Origin of the sequence: Parabacteroides sp. AT13, from assembly GCF_002272965.1 — a bacterium.
GTDB lineage: Bacteria > Bacteroidota > Bacteroidia > Bacteroidales > Tannerellaceae > Parabacteroides > Parabacteroides distasonis.
The window spans coordinates 2,865,122-2,883,687 of record NZ_NQMH01000001.1 but is presented as its reverse complement, the minus strand read 5'-3'; the positions used below and the strand labels follow the sequence as shown (position 1 = coordinate 2,883,687).

Here is an 18,566-nt window from a genome sequence, read left to right as displayed (position 1 = left end):
AAATGTGGTCAGATAATGAAACAACGCAAGATTTGCTTGGCTATCAGGTCCATGCAGATTTACTCAAAAAAATAATTTTGAATGATGATATGTTACCCATTTCCATAGGGGTATTTGGAAATTGGGGATCTGGAAAAAGTAGTTTGATGCTATTGCTTCAAAAGTCCTTGCATGAATGGGAAAAATCTCAACATGAAAAGGATTGTAAGATTATACTTCAAGTGTATTTTAATAGTTGGCAGTTTGAAAGCTATGACTCAACAAAACTGACAATGATAGAAAGTATATTAGAAGCACTTGACAAAGATATTAATAAGCGAAAAGATGTATTTGAACGGGTAGATGATTTGCTCGAGCGAATCAACTTTTTGAAAGCAGGCGTATTTATCTTGAAGAAAGCCTATGAAAATCTCACTCCTGATTGGCTGAAGAAATGGTTGCCAACAAAGGAAGACCTTGATAAGATAACAAACAAGGATAAATACAACAATCTACTTAAAGATGTAGCAAAAGGTAATACATCAAAATTTATCGCAACATTCAGAGAACTCTTTGAAGAATTGGTTGACGATATGGGATATAAGGCTGTTGTTGTCTATATTGATGATTTGGATAGATGTGAACCCAAAAGAATTATTGGTTGCCTGGAGGCCGTCAAGTTGTTTGTAAATGTAAGGAAAACCGCATTTATCATTGGTGCAGATGAACGTATTATTGAATATGCTATTAGTCAGCATTATCCTATTCAAATGAAGAAAGAAGATATATCCAGTCCATTTTCAGACTATTTGGAAAAACTCATTCAGCTACCATACAAACTGCCACGTTTGTCTGACAACGAGCAAGAGACTTATATCACACTTCTTCTATGCAAAAATCATTTAAATGATATCTACTTTAATGAAATACATCAGAAATATTTGGAGTTCAGAAAAACAGACAAGCATTCCAAATATAATATAGATGACATCAAAGCAAATATTTCCAAAGATAAAAAAATTGATTTTCATGCAGTAGAATATCGTTTACCAACTGTACCTCTTATTAAGCGTTTTTTAAATGGTAATCCACGACAACTAAAACGTTTTCTAAATACCTTATATGTACGTCAAGAGTTAGCTGAGGTAGCAGGTTTTACAGATATACGCCCTGAAGTATTAACCAAACTAATGGTATTGGAGTACAACACACTGTACAATTCTCGTTTTGAAGAACTTTATAAACTTCAAAATGCAAATGGAGGTGTTTTGCCATTGGATGATGTTGAGCAAGAAGCAAAAACTGAAAATGGTATTCAAAATCCACAATGGAAAGACAACTGGTCGTCAGATTATTTGAGGCAATGGTTAAGCTCAGATCCGTCATTAAAAGATATAAATTTACAAAACTACTTCTGGATAGCACGAGATGCTTTGAAAAATGAAAAACCAATAGCTTCGTTGGTTACAAACAAAGTCATGCTGTTATTCCGAAGATTATGTACCTTGCAAACAAACAGTATGATGAAGCGAGATTTGCCTGGAATTATTAATGCTTGCGATGATTCAGAAAAAGACATGATTATTCACTTGATTAATGATAACCTAAGAAAAGATCCAAAGTCAGAAAATTGTTGGAGAATACTTAATTGCGATGAGAATAATTTATTATTTGGTGACAAAATAGACAGATTAAAATTATTATTCAGTAATATAAAGACCGAAGATATAGATACAAAAGCGGATATATTTTTTGTTAGAATGCTTTCATTAAGCAATGAGATACATAACTATATAAATAGTTTGCCAAAAGCGAACCCTTTAACAAAAGCTATCGAACGAAAAATTCAAAAATAATAAATATGGGTACATCACAATCACATAATTTGAAATCTTCGCCTAATTGGTCTGCAGCAAAACGAGCCATGACGAGTCTAGCAAATGGAACAGACAATAAGCCTGCCTCAAATGCAAAGTTTTTCCGTAAATCTGTATAAGGAATATACCTTTTTAAAATCAAGAGAGTTAGAAGAAATATCCCGTTTTCGGGTAATGAGTTGGCAACCGTTCTAATTGTTACGGTCTGCCTCGCTTTGCTTGTTCGGGTAACTCTTACAGATGCAAAAATACAGAGAATATTTTAAATATCATTCATTTAAAGTGTATCTATAAGCATCGAACTAAGACACTGTCCAAAATTTTGTGTAAATGGAAACAGGATTCAGTTGTAAGTTTGTTCTTATATCTGGATTCTGTTTTCAAACATAAGCATAAATTGATTCATAATCAAGCCCCAGTTTGAAATAGGCATTGTCCATTTCTTTTCAATCTCCATAAGCGAAAGATAAACGGTCTTTTTTACGGCATCGTCCGAAGGGAATGAAAGCTTTGATTTGGTGTACTTTCTGATTTTTCCGTTTAGATTCTCAATGAGATTGGTTGTGTAGATTATTTTTCTGATTTCCAGTGGGAACTGGAAGAAAACAGTCAAATCATCCTAGTTGTTTCTCCATGAAAGTATGGCGTATGGATACTTTCCTCCCCATTTCTTTTCCAGGTTATCAAGTTCCGTGGCCGCAACCTCTTTGTTGGGTGCATTATAGATATTCTTCATATCCGTTGTAAACTCTTTCTTATCCTTATAAACGACATATTTACAGGAGTTTCTGATCTGATGTACCACACAGATTTGAGTGGATGACTGAGGGAATATACTGCGGATAGTATCCGTAAATCCATTCAGATTGTCGGTACAGGTAATCAGTATATCCTGTACTCCACGGGCTTTTAAGTCGGTCAGGACACCCATCCAGAAAGAAGAACTTTCCGATTTGCCGACCCACATGCCAAGAACCTCTTTCAAACCGTTTTGTTTCAGTCCGACACAAAGATAAACGGTCTTATTTATGATTTTACCGTTATCCCGTACCTTGAAAACAATACCGTCCATCCAGACTATCAGGTAAACAGGATCAAGGGGACGGTTCTGCCATTCCTGGGCAGCCTGATTGACCTTGTTGGTAATGATGGAAATGGCAGATGTAGAGAGCTCTATTTCATAAATCTCACGCATCTCTTCCTCTATATCAGAAACGCTCATTCCTTTGGCGTATAGAGAGATAACGAGCTTTTCTATAGAAAGTCCACGGCTTTCATGTTTGGGCACTGCTATCGGCTCAAACTGGCCGTTACGGTCACGTGGAATGGAAATGACAGACTCTCCATGTTCGGTCTGGATTTTCTTCGGATAACTTCCATTACGGGAGTTACCGGTGTTATTTCCTGCCACAGAATTCTTTTCATAGCCCAAATGGGCATCCATTTCGCCTTCAAGCATCTTCTCCAGCCCCTGGGCATGCAACTGTTTCAGAAACTTGCTCACATCCGCTTCTGTCTTGAACTGGCTAAGGAACTCCTTGCTTAACACCTCATCAGGCACTACTTGATTCTTTTCTTTCATAATCTTCTTCATTTTGCAAATCTATAAAATAAAAAATACGAGACTCAAACTTGAACCCCGTATTTTCCATTTACATAAAATATTTTATAGTGCCCGAACTAATGAATAAAACAGGAATATCATTTCTTATAATTTTCAGCAGACACAATAAAGATTCCCTATTGCCACTTTCCAATTATTCTATGATGCCGGGTTTCGGAATTATGTGTATAACAAATCGTTGGTTATCTTTATTCCCTCTAACATCAGGTTGAACTCTAAATTTACTTGATTGTCCGCTTCCTGAAATTAAAACTTCACAATTACCAAGTGTATCAAATTCAATACCATTATTTGACCAAAATTTAATCAAAGCCAATGCCCTTTCATAGCTAAGTTCATAATTCCTTGTATAATAATCTTTTGACGATTGTCCTTCTACTATAAGCATATATTGAGCTTCAGGGATTTTGTTCTTTGCACTATTCATAAAACGGACAATTGCTTGACCAGCTTTTAGTAATTTATCAAGCTGCTCTTGCCCTATATCATTGATGTTAGAACTATAGGTATTAAAAGAGACTTCAATGTCTTTTAATTTATGTCTTTTGAATTGCTCATCGTATTCGAAATACTTATTATCTATCTCTTTAATAGAATTGTTTAGTTCTTCAATTTTTCTGAGCTGTTCCTCTTTAGCGTTTACCTCCTTATCTAATTGTGTATTAATACCTTTCATCTTAACGACACACACTATAAATAGAACAAGCATAATGAAAAACAAGCTTGTCATGAGGTCTGAATAACTTAACCAGAAAGTATTACTTCTGTTTTTTGACATAATTACTTTTCTTCTTTTAAGTTCTTAATAGATTCTGTCATTGTTTCTATAGCCTTAAGAATCGATTTGTTTAACTCTATATCCTCAAGTTGAGCGTTATGAAAATCCGTTCTCAGATTTAAGATTTCACCCTTCATATCTTTATAACATTCCGCTTGAACTTGCGTATATTGTATCATTATATCAAGTACTTCTTTCAGCTTATCAAATGTATCAAAGAACTCTTTGTTATTTGTGACAAAATTCTGAATGTGTTCCGTTGATGCTGTAAGTTGTGCTGACAAACTTTCTGAAACGTGCTTCCCCTCAGACATAAGCAAATCAAATTCCTTTCTCCAAATCTCCCTTGCTTCTGCTCCTGTCGGGAAATGGGTTGTTATTGCTTCTTGAAACTCTCGCTGAAGCTCGGTAGTTTTATTCTGATTACTTATCACAACAGAAAGTCCAGTGGAAAAATTTTCAAATTTGCCTATTAAGGTTTGTATTTGATTTATAACTCCTGACGTATTAGCTATTGTTGAATTTAGCTGCTCTTGATATGTACGAAAAACAGTTAATGAATCAGCTGAATCTTTTAATTGCATAAAGGTTTCAGCAATCTTGTTTGCAGTTTGCGTTAAGCTCAATTTGTTTATTTCCGCTAGAACCAAATGTTGTTTTTCCAAATTGTCGTTTAACAGTTCTGCAGAATCAGCATAAGCATCTAAATTCCTTCCAAATTTATCTACAAAGTGTCCTAATACTCCCTTTAATGAATTAAGGTTTGAAGCCATACTATTTGATAATAATGGCATCAATTCACGTCTTAGAAAATTCATATAATTTCCTTTACCGTCGTCACATTTGCTTACAGCAGTCTTATATGTTACAGCACTATTATATACGGTAAAACCTAAGCCTAATAAACTTGCACACATAGCTGCAACTATGCCGTATAATAAATGCTGTAATCCATTCAAGTTATTCGTGTTACCAAAAATTTGGTCAAAATCAACACCCAATAATCCTGTAATAATTCCTATAAAAGTGCCTGCAAGCCCTAAATATAGAGGAACATTAAGGCTATTTTGTATTTCATCCTCTAATGTTTCTTTTTGACTGTCACATATGTCTTCTAATACCCCTAAATCAGCACTTGTCCCTGTATTTTTGCACAAGTACTCATTCGTACGATCAATAATCATTTTAAATTTCTTATTGGACGACTTATTCCCACCTTGAAAAACAAGAAGTGATAAGTCTGTATAATCTTTGCTTTCATCACCGTTTTCATCATTATGGCGTGATGGAATGCTTTGCAAAAATTTCTGTAGAGATTCTTTGTTTCTTAGTACACTTGGTGTAATAGACGTTTCTTTTAGTGACAGAGTGTCAACATCTTCAAACAAGCTGTCAAGTTCTTTAATTTTTCCTTTTGTTTTAAGGAAACTACGAATTTGAAATATAATAACAGCAGCTACAACGATGACTGCAATAATTAAACCGATGTATTCTTGTATCATTTCCATCTTTACAAATTCTAATTGTTCAATTTATTCTTCAAACAGTTTTTTACTTTGTGCGCTTTTGCGTTCTTTTACCTTACGTTTTAGTTTTTTCTTTAGTTCTTTCTCCCTAACTTTCTTTGCATCCATTTCTTCCTGTGTCATTGGTTGGTAATCCTCTATGCCATTGGGGTATTTACCGTCAATGTATAATTTTACCAAACCTGCGTGTGACAATGGCTTTGAAATATCTCGAAAGTCTATATTTGTATTATAATCTAATAATACAATATCTTGAATTTTGCTTTGTGCTTTAATTTTTTCTATTACACGATGAACTTCGGGGACATTATCCAGCACCCATTTATACGTTGGAAGATAGATAAGCATCCTCGCTTCAAAGTATCCTAATAACTCTTTACTATAAGCTCCTTTACTGTGTCCTTTGGGTATTCCATATTTTCGCACAGTCCGTTTTAAATCTCGCATTGTATCATTTTTGAATGTCGCAAAATCCACGCCTGCATTCTCAAAGACTTTTAATCCTTGCCACACCGCTTCGACACAGGTAGCCTTTAATCCGTCTGTAAAAGGAATAGGTATATTTCTATGTGGATAAAACGGACTTAATATTTTTGCATATCGCATCTCTGAATTAGAGGTAATATCCAATATTACAGCATTAGGATATTCTTCCTTTATTTTTTCTAATTTCCTTTTTTTACTTTCTATATAAATCATAATTCAAAAATTATCAAGATTTACAATATGTTTCTTCGAAACAAATGTCTTTACCATGACTTCAGCCTGATGAGGCTTAAAATCATCATCATCTTTACGGACATAATTCCTTTTAGTAGCGTTAAAATTAACTCTTTTCAAATCATCTAATTCTCCTCCGTGAGTATGAAGTTTATCTGCTGCATTAATATCGGAAAACAGTGTACCTTTTAATAAGGCAACATCTACTTCAATTTTTAGAATGACTATATCGCTCCCCGATTGTTGTAAACGATAAGCCATAGGATGGTCATTACAAAAGCTCAAACGAACATAATCTTCTAAGCCATATTTTTTATCTAGCTCTTGTGAATCATAATCACCACCTTGACACGGAATAGTTATATTGTTTTTCTTGCAATAATGCCATGAGAATAGACCGCCATGCAATTTAATTGATGGAATATTTCGCCTATCTGTAAAATGATATAGGTACTGAATACCATTATTATCCAATACTTGTTTGAAAGCAAACCAGTTTTCTTTTCGCTCAGTAGATAGGACTTCTAATTGTTTCCTTTCTGCTAATTCTGCTTGCTCTTTTTTTCTGGCTTCTTCGGCAAGCCTGTCTGCTTCCTGTTGTCGTCGTCTTCGTTCTTCTGCTATTCTTTTTTCATTCTCTATCCTTTCCTTTTCTTCTCTTTCTCTTTTTTTGCGTTCTTCTTCCTCTTTGCGCTTTTGTTCTTCGGCTAACCTAACAAGTCTTTCATGTTCTAATTTTCTTTCTAATTCAGCTAAGGATTTCTGTAAAAACGTGTATTTCCTTCTTATGGACGGCTCTTTTGTGCGCACTATTTCATGCGTAATTACATCCATTATTTGATTTGCATCTTGAAGCTTTTGTTGCGCAATAAAGGTTTCAAGTTTGTCTAATAATAACTTTACCTTTTCTTCTTGCACCTTTAATTCATGTGCCTCTTTTCTTAATCTGTCATCTTTTAAAGTTTGAAGAGAAGGTATATTCTCAAATTTACGCGGAGAAAAGACGCGAGTTTGTAATTCATCTTTTTGGGAAGGAGTATTTAAAGAATACCAATCAATTGGCGATTGTTTGAGTTTGTCCCTATTTTGCTTTACATGTTCTTTCCTTTTGTCAAGTTCATCATAAAGCGACTTAGGGGCAGATGGCTTGAGTTCACCATTTGCAGGGATTTCAGTTGGTGAACTATCATATAATCCAAATAGTTTTTTAAGCCATTTAAAAATCATACCATATACCTTTTAACACGAAGCGTGAACTACAAATCGTTCACCTGTGTCGGAGGTCCTAGGAAACCTATACAAACAGATATAACAATAGCAGCCCACGCTATAGCGTGAGAACCACTATGCAATCATCGTTTGTATGTTTGGGAAATTTCCTAGGTTTCCGACACCACGATTAGCATAACGCTTCTTCTTTTTCTAATATGTCTTGGAAAGAGTTATCTCAATCCAGCTACAAAAGTACAAAAACTCCGTGATATGTCACCAACTATCACAGACTTTATTTTGATTTACAACTTAATATTTCGATTTTGTTTCTTCGTTGGCAATCCCAATGCTTCCATAAACTCGTCTTTCTTGTGTCTGAACCAGTTAACATGTGAAATGCCGTCTATTTTGAGATCAAATTTCCCATCCGAGGTCTCTTTAAGCGAGCAAACCGAACCATCAGTCTTAAAGAGCTGTCGGAATTCAGAAGAATAGAGTTTACCTTTAATAGTGACATCCTTAAACATACACAGCTTTTTGATTAGCCCATCGCTAAAATTCAGAGTTTCACGCAAAAACTTGATAGTAGGCATCAGTTTTTCCACATAAGGGAAGTAGCGTTTGACAAAATCTGTAAATTCCGACAGTTTTCGGTGCTGCTGTTCGTAAGCATTTTTCATTTCCTGTATCTGCTTGGCATGTTGTACCTCTCGTTGTACGGCTTCTTCTTCAAGTTCCTTTATGCGGTTTTGCAAATCTTCATTCCTGTGTTCAAACTCTTTCAGTTTACCACCACCGAAAATAGAACCGACCTTTGCCACGAATGCGGCTTTCGCTTCCGTCTTGGCAGCTTCAAGTTTCTCCGACTTGACTTCCTGCCTTACCTCGTCAAGCTGTTGCTCTGCCTGTTGCTGCTCAGTCTGTAACTGTTGTACATTGGCTTCAAGTTCACCCGTCTGTCGTTTCAAATCACGGTAGTATTGGGCGGTTGTCGTATGCCGTGCTTCCGAGCCACGCACACCACGTTGCAAGCCATATTTCTCCATTGCTTTTGCATAACTATCGTGATATGTTACCAGCTTCTCACGTGTCAATACATCGTCAGCACACAGACGCACGGTATTGGCTTTCTTGCGGTACGAGCGTTTACCATCCTCCTGTTCCTTATTGGCTTTCCTGCGCTTTCCTGTTACTATCGGTACGACCGTGGCATGAATGTGCGGTGTGTGCTCATCCATGTGCAGGACTGCTGAAACTGTATTTTCCTTGCCGAAGGTATGGTGCAGCCATTGCAGGTTGTCATCACACCATTCGTCAAGTCTGCCCTCGTCCTGGATTTTCATCATATCCTCGTGCGTACCCGAAAGCACGATTCTAATTGCCCGCACTTGGTCGGGGGTTATCTTACGTTTGATACCTGCCGTACGGATACGGTGACTTATCGCTTCGGTACGGTCGGACACTCCATCAGGAAACTCCACCAGTTCACGGTTGAGATGTGTACGTGTAGGGTCTGCGTTCTTGGGTATGGTCTTACGTTCTATGTGGTCGGATGCGCCCGTGTCAGCCGAGCCTTTCGCTTTGTTGATTTGAATGCTTATATATCCCATGCTTGTTTTTCGTTTTCAAGTTTGACAATTTGGTTTGTTGGTTTCCGTCCGCTGCGGTCATGCCGCATGGCAAACGGGGGTGTCCAGAGGGGTGTAACCCCGTTGGCTCATTGGGGCATTTTTAGCTGTGCCTGCACTGCGTAAAGAAAATGCCCTAATGAGCTATGGCTTTTCTGTTTCCTAAAGCCTGTGAGAGTACCTTCTTCATATAGCCTCCGTCAATGCGGGACTGGTTCACAATCTTGTAGAGAGTTGTACCTACGCAAATGATTTCTTTTTTTCTTCATGTTCTTGATACAGGTTTTAGTGCTGCCTACATTCTGTCGGCAACGGGTTAAACATGGTTGCAAAGCTACGGAAGTGTCGGTAAAATCTTGATACGCAAATCTATGCGGAACGGCGCAAAATAGGTCATGCCAAAAGAAAATGCAGTATAAACGGGTTACTCTTTCAGGTAAAAGGAGATAAAAAAGCCCGAAGTCGTGGAATATGCACGTCTTCGGGGACTGGTTGTTGCAGATAATTACAGATTGACTGACGCACTGATTTACGGATTTAATGACTTCATGTCGTCACTACGTCAGATTAAACCGTTAATCATCCAATTGTGGTCGATGCCGAGAAAGTGAAGCGTGAGGAACAGGCTTACCGGTCTATACCCGTCATCACGGACTTTACAGATGCCGGCGGCAACGACCGCATGAAGGAGATGAACTAGGATAACTACAACCGTATCCGTGCCGAGGTCCGGCAGATTGTCGCTGACGAGTTGCAGCGCATACAGTCCGACCCCGAACTGCAATACCTCTTGCAGAACAAATAGAAATATCATAGACGAAAAGAAAAATCCGTAATACGACTGGATATTCCAGACTGTATTACGGATTTTCCTTTTTTATAACGCGTATTTCTGATTCAGATTGACTGAAAAGCCTTCCATTTCTTAGGTATCTGTAAATCAAAGTTTGCCTTTCCAAGATGTACCACATCAGGTAAAAGACATTGCCTGAAACGAGTTTCATATTGTTTCATATGGATAGGCTTACCCATACCCATAGTAGCAAGATTACTGGAGTACTGGTAAGGAGGGAAATATACAAAAACCTTTTGACAAGCTTCTGTTGCAAGTTCGATAGCAGGTATCATGTCACTATCAGCTGATACTACAATGGATATATCACAATTCTTCTGATAGGCATCTGCTACAATCTGTGTGGCTATTCGTACATCAGTTTCCTTTTCCTCATGGGTATGAATAACATTTCCGCATTTGAAACAGGTTATAGATTTTTTCAGATACTTACCCAATATCAACTTGAATTTTGGATTTTCTCTATTGGCTTGAAAAAAGGCATTCTGGCGAAGACTTTGGTCTATATCATCAGGCTTTGCCGAAAAATACTTGACGGCAACAAGCTCCTGATTCGGGCGCATGAACATCTCGAACAACTTGACTATATCAAGCCAATAATATTTCTTCCATTTAGCATTGCTCTTCAGTCCGAAATAGAAATTGAATCCATCAATATAGACTATAACGCGTTGTTTTTGCTCCATATTCCAATTGTATATATAAAAAATAAGCCACCTTTTTAGGGGTGGCGAGCCTTAGTATTTTCCACCTAAGGGCGATATTGTATTGCAAAAGTACAATTTATATTTGATAATACAAATATAGTAGAAACTTTTTTTATTTTTTTCGTAATAAATCAAGGCGGACTTATCGCTTATTTTCTTGCTTCACCGCCTCTTCCGTTCCGCCTCCTCGTCCCGCATCATCCTGCGGTTCAGCCGTTCCGCCGCCCTGTCAAAGAAATACGTCCGGCTCTCGTTCTTCCGCCGCTTGATGTCCGCATAGGTATTGTAGTGGCTGAACATAAAAAGTTCACCCTAACATTCATACGGCATTCTGTTATTCATTGACACTAGCAGGACTTGTTTTTCTTTTCGTCGGCACAATCTTTCCAGCAGTGCATTGCGAACCGTTGCGGCACCTGACGTGTCAATGCGAAAAGCGAGTGCCACCACCATCGGCAAGGCATACATGTCCGCGTAATAGCCGTTGAGCAGCTTGATACGTTTTTCAGCTTCAAGAGGATTAAAATTTCCACACTTGTACACGGCACGAATGGCGGCACGGAGCGTCGGGGCGATTGCCCCGAACAGCTCCACCAGCTCCATTTCATTCATCCATATATTACCTGTATCGGATGGTATGGTAATTCTACCATAGCTGTCCGTTGTGATTATTTCCCGTTTCATATCCCAGCTATTTTCACGTTTCCGAATGATTTGCTCAGTTTGTCGCCCAGTATCGTGAGGTCATTATCCAATTTCTGCACGGTTATCTGTAGGCTCGGCAAACAACGCCTTTCCGCTTTACAGCGGTAGGTTTTCGCTTACCTGCCCCCGAACCGTACTTACACGTCTCCATGTATACGGCTCTCCATCTGTAACATCATCTTACTTGACACATCTCTGGATTTTTGCGTTACACTCCGCACATACAACCAAAGTCTTTCTGTGCATGTAGAGCATTTTGCGTTCCCAGTCATTTTTACCTTTTAACTCTTTGAGTGTGCGGACATGGTGCATTACCACTTCTCCGTGCTTGCCACATAGTTCGCACGTTTTTGTTGTAAGCCTTTCTATCAGACTCAACGATGGCGTTTTGAACATGTACGGCAGATTGTCACTTGGGGCTGTTTCACAATCCGTTTTGCGGGCATATCCCTCATTATAGAATACCCTGTACTTGGTTTCTCCTCCCTTGTTTACAAAAGGCACTGCAAAGAGATTGTCCTTGCGGTATCTTTCAATGACTTTTCTCACTGACATATTCAGCTTTTGAGCAAGAGTTTTGTACATGGAGAACTTCATAATACAGCCGAAAGAGCGTCCCAAAGCCGATGCATTGTTTGCTATTGAGTAATAGTTGTAGAACCCTCGTATTTCGGTATTAAACTGAGATACAATCTCGTGCGCTTCATTGTCAATCATATAAGTCCTGCCTTTTGACACCCATGTCTCCTTGCCGTGTTTGGTGACAACTTTCATGGCTTCGAGGCTGAGCAGCTTGTTCTTGATTACTTCTCTTGAAACGTGTAGTATCACATTCCCGTTGAAGTATCTGCGCACTGTTCCGTTACTGTTTCTCTTTGTGGCATAGTCTTTACGGACATATATTTCGTAACCCAAAAATTTTGCGCTGTCTTGTGCATTTGTAATCAAAGTCTTTTCCTGTGACATCTCCAGCCTTAACTTTTCCTGCATAAACTTAGTGATGTCAGCTTTGATTGTCTCACATTCGTTTTTCGTTCCGATAACTCCGATAAGGAAATCATCGGCATAGCGCACGTATTTCAACCTGCGAAAGTTTACATCCATATCATTGCCACTTGGCATTGTAAGTATCAGCTTCTGCTTTTCGTGCAGTTCTTCTACCATCCTTGTTCTTACGTTTACATCCTCAACTTCATTTATCCTACGTTTTAGGTCGTGTACTCTGCTGTTGAGTTTGCAAATATCCTTGTTGCGGCTTCTTGCTGTCCCTTTATTGAATTTGTTGGCATATTCATCCATGTACTTATCGAACTTGTCTAGGTATATGTTTGCCAAAATAGGGCTTATGATACCACCTTGCGGTGTCCCTGAATAAGTCTTGTTGAATTGCCACTCTTCCATGTACCCTGCATTGAGGAATTTCCGTATCAGACGAAGAAATCTGTCGTCTGCTATTCTGCCTTTCATTATTTCTATCAGCACATTATGGTCTATGTTGTCAAAGAAGCCTTTTATATCTCCCTCAATGAACCATTTTGCACCGTTGAAATTGTTTTGTAGACTTTTCAGTGCTGTGTGGCAGCTTCGGTTTGGTCTGAAACCGTGCGATGTCCACTCAAAGTGTCCCTCATATATGGCTTCAAGCACCATTCTTACTACCTCTTGAACCAATTTGTCTTCAAAAGACGGTATTCCTAGCGGACGCATCTTCCCATTCTTTTTCGGAATGTAAGTTCTCTTTGCAGGATTGGGACTATAAGTCTCATCCTTTATACTCTCTATGAGTTTGTTTATCCTATCAATGCTCATTTCATCCTCAGTTTTGCCATCTGTGCCGGGTGTCATGTTGCCCGGCTTTGCATACATACGTTGGTAGGCGACAAAGAACATCTGTTCATTGAATAGAATACGGTAAAGCCTTTCGTATTTATACTCGGGCTCATTGCTGTGTCCAGCTAAAATGTTTAATACTTGCTCTGGATTTCTCATACGTCTCTCACGTTTTCCGTTGTTTGTATTAAAGTTACAGACTACTTCCCTTCGCCATGTACAAGGCTTTCCCTTGCTCAGACTACTACGGAAGTTCCGTTACCATATCGGATATTCAAAAGCTTTCTTTATAGCTGTTTGTTCCAGCGTTCCGACTTAGGTAATCCCCAGTTAGTTCTCTTAATAACTATTAGCACGACATACTGTCGGATGCGACTTTCGTTCTTGTCCGCTTATTGCGGCTGTGTCATAGTCGGTTCTTTATGCTCTGCACTAACGCACAAAATAGGCAGAGTACTATGAAACAACGTATGTATAATAGTCTTCCGTTGTTGCAAGATTTGGTACCACTGAACTATCATTCAACCAATCAAGGCTTCATCCTTATGTATGTCTTTTCGTCTTGCCCCTCAGTCGCCACCTGACTATTAGTGGACTTGGAGCTTTAATCAGTATGCTACACTCTCCATCGGGTTTCCCTTTTGGATAAACTGATTGACGATAGGACTATATCGAACCCAATCCTAACTTCTTGCTAAAGAAGTATTTATTAAGCGACCATTCTGGGCGCACTCGCATAGATTTGCGTAGTCTCAATGTTCGTATGCCCCAAAATACGGCTGACACTCTCGATTGGCATCCCTTTGCTGAGAGCCAGGGTCGCAAATCCGTGCCTTGAGCAATGAAAGCTGATTTTCTTGGTGATGCCGCATTCCTTTATCATCTTTCCCATACGCTTGCATATTGACCAATAGTTGAGATTGGGGAATACAAGATTGTTTTCCTGAAAAGCCTTGTAACGCTCGATTATCTGCAAGGGAATATCCAGCAGCTTCACCTGAAACGGTACACCCGTCTTGTGTCGTTTGGAAATAATCCATTTCTCACCGTTCACTTCCACAATCTGGTCGTTGCTTAATTCCTTTATATCCACGAATGAGAGGGCGGTAAAACTGGCGAAAACAAAAATATCACGGAGATAGGAGTTCTTGGGGTCTTTGAACTGAAATTCCATCAATGTTTTTAACTCATTCTCCGTCAGATATTCACGCTCTTTCGTGTTCGGGCTTATATGGAACTGGGCAAACGGATTCCTCGGTATATGTCCGTTGAAATGCGCCCGCATCACCACACCTTTCAGCCACATGCAGTTTTCCCATATCGAACCGTTGTGCAGTCCGGCTTCATTGAAAAGGAACACGGCGAACTCCTTGATGAAGTCGGGCGTAAGTTCAGGCATGGAGATGTCGTTCCGCTTGTAATGTGACCTGATGAATGCCGCCACATGGTTTCTTGCCCGTACCCTTGCCATATAGGTAGCCCTGACCCTGTCTTTTCCGACACGCTTCTTGAACACTTCATTTTCCTTGTCGAAAGCACCGAGCAACGTTTCATACTCACCGCCCAATCCCTGATAGGCATTGCGTACCATTTCTGCCGTTACATAGGCTTCACGGTCGGATATACGCTGGTAATGCTTGATGATTTGAGCCTTGATGTTGTCAAGGGCAAGATTGGTTTCCCTCGCTTCCATACTCTTGCCCTTTGCCTTGTTCCCTTTGGCATCCCAAAGCTCTTTCGGGATAGTCCGCTTGCAGCTGAACTGTGCTACCGTACCATTGATTGTAACTCGTCCCATGATGGGGACAATTCCGTTCTTTTCCTTACTGCCGTTCACGTAGAACAGCACCTTGAATGTGCTTCTTGCCATACTCGTTTCTTTTTGGTTGCAAAACTATAAATCAACGAGTTACCTATTGATAAGCAAAACTGCGCAGAACGCCGCAAAATGAAACAGGAACTGTTAAATCTGCACTTTCATCGGGTAATGATTAGGAAACCGTTCTTTTGCTTTAATCTGCTTTAAGACGGTTTTCAACTGTCTGCCCAACTTCTGCGTTTTTCCTCTAACTCCCTAATTATCAAATCCTGTTGCGTTAATCTGCTGCAATTCGGCGGATATTCCGAAGTTTTTCCGTAATTTAGGAATAGCGCTCGGCAATGGTTTGTATAGGGGTGGCAGAATTGGAGGACATGGAGGTAAGAGAGGCAGCAGTTCGTTTGGACGTGCTGGTGGACATGCAGTCAGAGGGTTGGCTACTGTTTTAAACAATATTAAACAATATGGACTTGTATCAAGTTTAGGCATTGATAGACTGCCTGATACACAAAAGCCGAAAACGCCACATGATTTCAAGGAATTGCTTTTGCACGAGATCATTGGAGACAATGATTCTACAATGGATGATGCAGCAGCAACTTATGCAATGGATAAAGTGCTGAATGATATTTTGTCAGATTGTAAAGACGGACAAGAAATTGAAGATAAACTTCAGAATGCAACAGATGACGATCTTCATGAATGGATTATAACATTTGAAATTGAATACATACTGGAATATTCTGCAGAATTATTTCAAAGCCACATATTTGACAAAGGGAGTAATCCCGAAGAAATAAAGAAGGACATGAGAGGTTGGCTTCATAACGAACTAGATGAGAAGTTAAGCAAAGAACTAACTCAAATCGACTTCAATAGCCGAGAAGGAAAAGAATACCTGGATTCTTTAACATCAGAAATATTGGATATATGGAAACAAGAATAAACATTAATTATACTCCGTCAAAAACAAGCGAAGTTTTTGGCCTTTTTACTCTTTCATTTCAAGGAAGTGACGGAAAAATTCATTCTGTCAACACAAAGTTTAATCCCAAACAGTTATGGGAGTTTTCACGAGATACATCATCTGTTGCTTTTGATTTATTAGTTTTATCCATGATTGTATATAATGTGGACAGAGCTGTACTGCGTTTGTCTAATTCAGATGATGGATGGAAACGAAACTTGATATTATTGAATGTTCCTGTAATAAATCTTGAGGATATGAATAAAGGTCGTGAAGCTTTTAATAAAGCAATCAATTTTCTTACGGGCGACAATTGGGATATTCACTTTATACAGGCAGATTCATACTCGTATAATCCAACTAAAAAAGTAAAGGAATATGATCCTCAGTTTTTTGAAAAGGTTGCATTGTTTTCAGGAGGTTTAGACTCATTGATTGGATTTATAGATGAGGCCAGCACTCTCTCTGTTGATAAAAAGATACTACTTGTTTCACATATGGAACTCGGCAAAGAGCATAGTGATCAAAAAAGCATTTTAGAATATTGCAGGGAAAACAATATCTTTTCGAATAAATACGAACAAGTGTTGCTGAACGCAGGGCTTAAACCTCATTTTTGGAATATTAAAACTCCAACAGAGAGTACATTCCGCTCACGTTCCTTATTATTTTTTGCAGCAGGAATATATATTGCAAACAAAATATCCCCACAATGTCAATTGATAGTTCCAGAGAATGGAACTATATCAATAAATATACCTCTTGATAGTGGAAGAAGGAGTTCATGCAGTACTCGAACTACGCATCCTACTTTTATCAAACGCATACAGGAGGCTTTATATGCTATAGGTATATCAAACTCAATATACAACCCATATCGATTAAAATCAAAAGCAGACATGGTTCTTGAGTGCTGTCAAGATACTTCGAAAAAGGCAATTTTAGAATCATTAGTTGACTTATCATGCTCTTGTGCAAAACGTGGTCACAATGTTTTTTGGGACAAAAGCGGAATAGAAATACGCAATGCCAAAATCAAACATTGTGGTATGTGTTTGCCATGCTTATATAGAAGAGTCGCACTAGATACAATAGGTCTAGATAATGAGGCATTGCTTGGCACTGATGTACTTCATGGCATTAAATTTAATCTTGACAATAAACATCAAAAAAGGAATAGGGATTTTAACGCTCTTCTGTATTTCCTAAAAAATAGAATGAATGAACGTACAATTCGCCAAGAACTATTCTTTAATGGAATTATAGAAAAGCAAGAGTTAGATGAATATACATCATTAGCCTTACACTCATACAGACAAGTTATAAATTGGCTTAAGAAAAAAGCTACAAAAGAAATACAAATAAGAGCAGGAATATGATTATAGACACCCATTGTCATTTTGACATGATGCCAAATCCTGAACAGTATCTCAAACAACAAGAGGTAAAAAAGAATATCTCGATAGGAATGACAAATCTACCAAGTCATTTTTTATTGGGCTATGAGCATGTAAGACAATATAAGTTTTCACGTCTGGCTTTAGGATTTCATCCATTATATGCAAGCAAAAATAAAAGTGAATTACGGCTATTCAGCCAGTGTTTAGATAAAACTAGCTATATCGGTGAAATCGGTCTAGATTTTAGTAACGAAGGACTAAAAACTAAAAATGATCAAGTTTTCGTTTTAGAGGAAGTATTGCAGCTATTAAGTAAAAAAAATAAAATAGTAAGTGTCCATTCCAGACGAGCTGAAAAAGTCTTGTTCGAAATGCTGATTACCTATGGCATTAAGAATGTAATATTCCATTGGTATTCAGGTCCTCTCTCTCTAATTCCTAAGATAGTAGAACATGGATATTATTTTTCTGTCAACGAAAAAATGACAAAGACTAATAGTGGAATAGAAATAATTAAGCGCATACCACGTAATCTTATTCTAACAGAAACAGATGCCCCTTTTAATAAAGTTTGCTCAATCAGTAATACTTTAACAAATATAGGTTTGGGAGAAAGTGTCATTTATGATAATTTTAGCCGCCTTATATCTACTATTAGAAGATAGTTAGGCACTAAAAATATTTTGTGTAATGGAAATACGGGAACCAAGTTTGAGTCTCGTATTTCCAGATACACAAAATAAGCCACTTACCCATAAGGCAATTCTCATTCTCTACAAGCCGTTCTATTTCCCACCACGAAAGAATCCCAAGCCGTACAGGGGGCTTTCTTCAGGTGAAAATGCATCATATGAAAACAGAACATACTGTCAATATGTTCTTCATCTCGTTTCTTTTCAAGGAATTCATACAATTTAGCTAAAGCTGCCATAGTAATTTTA

Annotated in this window: 13 protein-coding genes and 3 pseudogenes; 5 read left to right on the top strand and 11 right to left on the bottom strand. The window is 38.3% G+C overall.

Translation table 11 applies throughout. The features are described from left to right. Nucleotides 1-2 precede the first annotated feature (2 nt). Entirely contained in the window at nucleotides 3-1,835 is a 1,833-nt protein-coding gene (locus CI959_RS12030) for a P-loop NTPase fold protein (RefSeq protein WP_057317447.1), read from the top strand. Between the two features lie 382 nt (nucleotides 1,836-2,217). Here CI959_RS12030 and CI959_RS12025 read toward each other — a convergent pair. From CI959_RS12025 to mobV, 6 genes and pseudogenes are all read right to left on the bottom strand, one after another. Then, a pseudogene (locus CI959_RS12025) lies at nucleotides 2,218-3,450 on the bottom strand (IS256 family transposase). A 163-nt stretch (nucleotides 3,451-3,613) separates the two neighbouring features. Beyond that, nucleotides 3,614-4,258, bottom strand: a complete 645-nt coding sequence (locus tag CI959_RS12020) for an OmpA family protein (protein WP_095231448.1) — start codon at nucleotides 4,256-4,258, stop codon at nucleotides 3,614-3,616. A 2-nt stretch (nucleotides 4,259-4,260) separates the two neighbouring features. Next, complete coding sequence (locus CI959_RS12015) at nucleotides 4,261-5,766, bottom strand: hypothetical protein (protein WP_255223116.1); 1,506 nt, start codon at nucleotides 5,764-5,766, stop codon at nucleotides 4,261-4,263. A 24-nt stretch (nucleotides 5,767-5,790) separates the two neighbouring features. Further along, the gene (locus CI959_RS12010) at nucleotides 5,791-6,483 is read right to left on the bottom strand and encodes a hypothetical protein (protein WP_057317446.1); all 693 of its coding nucleotides are present in this window, start codon (nucleotides 6,481-6,483) and stop codon (nucleotides 5,791-5,793) included. A gap of 3 nt (nucleotides 6,484-6,486) precedes the next feature. After that, entirely contained in the window at nucleotides 6,487-7,731 is a 1,245-nt protein-coding gene (locus tag CI959_RS12005; RefSeq protein ID WP_057317445.1) for a DarT ssDNA thymidine ADP-ribosyltransferase family protein, read from the bottom strand. Between the two features lie 287 nt (nucleotides 7,732-8,018). Beyond that, on the bottom strand, nucleotides 8,019-9,326 hold the full coding sequence (gene mobV / locus CI959_RS12000; RefSeq protein WP_057317444.1) for a MobV family relaxase: 1,308 nt from the start codon (nucleotides 9,324-9,326) through the stop codon (nucleotides 8,019-8,021). Nucleotides 9,327-9,930: 604 nt separating this feature from the next. Between mobV and CI959_RS21530 the strand changes: the two are divergent. After that, nucleotides 9,931-10,149 (top strand): annotated as a pseudogene (locus CI959_RS21530) (conjugal transfer protein TraG); the annotation flags it as partial. Between the two features lie 92 nt (nucleotides 10,150-10,241). On the opposite strand, the gene CI959_RS11990 reads toward CI959_RS21530, so the two are convergent. From CI959_RS11990 to CI959_RS11970, 5 genes and pseudogenes are all read right to left on the bottom strand, one after another. After that, nucleotides 10,242-10,883 (bottom strand): NYN domain-containing protein, encoded by a 642-nt coding sequence (locus CI959_RS11990; protein WP_018712107.1) that lies wholly within the window; start codon nucleotides 10,881-10,883, stop codon nucleotides 10,242-10,244. 183 nt (nucleotides 10,884-11,066) lie between these two features. Then, nucleotides 11,067-11,183: pseudogene (locus CI959_RS11985) on the bottom strand (RteC protein); the annotation flags it as partial. 33 nt (nucleotides 11,184-11,216) lie between these two features. Continuing rightward, nucleotides 11,217-11,588 (bottom strand): hypothetical protein, encoded by a 372-nt coding sequence (locus tag CI959_RS11980; protein WP_018712106.1) that lies wholly within the window; start codon nucleotides 11,586-11,588, stop codon nucleotides 11,217-11,219. Nucleotides 11,589-11,789: 201 nt separating this feature from the next. After that, nucleotides 11,790-13,598: a reverse transcriptase/maturase family protein gene (locus tag CI959_RS11975; protein ID WP_057317443.1), complete on the bottom strand. Its 1,809-nt coding sequence runs from the start codon at nucleotides 13,596-13,598 to the stop codon at nucleotides 11,790-11,792. Between the two features lie 550 nt (nucleotides 13,599-14,148). Further along, nucleotides 14,149-15,309 (bottom strand): site-specific integrase, encoded by a 1,161-nt coding sequence (locus tag CI959_RS11970; protein WP_057317442.1) that lies wholly within the window; start codon nucleotides 15,307-15,309, stop codon nucleotides 14,149-14,151. Nucleotides 15,310-15,691: 382 nt separating this feature from the next. On the opposite strand from CI959_RS11970, the gene CI959_RS11965 reads away from it, so the two are divergent. The 3 genes from CI959_RS11965 to CI959_RS11955 are packed head-to-tail and all read left to right on the top strand — an operon-like array spanning nucleotide 15,692 to nucleotide 18,290. Further along, entirely contained in the window at nucleotides 15,692-16,204 is a 513-nt protein-coding gene (locus CI959_RS11965; RefSeq protein WP_253282340.1) for a hypothetical protein, read from the top strand. Further along, nucleotides 16,189-17,604 (top strand): Qat anti-phage system QueC-like protein QatC, encoded by a 1,416-nt coding sequence (gene qatC, locus CI959_RS11960; protein WP_057317440.1) that lies wholly within the window; start codon nucleotides 16,189-16,191, stop codon nucleotides 17,602-17,604. Before CI959_RS11965 ends, qatC begins: the two co-directional genes overlap by 16 nt. Beyond that, nucleotides 17,601-18,290, top strand: a complete 690-nt coding sequence (locus tag CI959_RS11955; protein WP_057317439.1) for a TatD family hydrolase — start codon at nucleotides 17,601-17,603, stop codon at nucleotides 18,288-18,290. Before qatC ends, CI959_RS11955 begins: the two co-directional genes overlap by 4 nt. The last annotated feature ends 276 nt before the right edge of the window (nucleotides 18,291-18,566 follow it).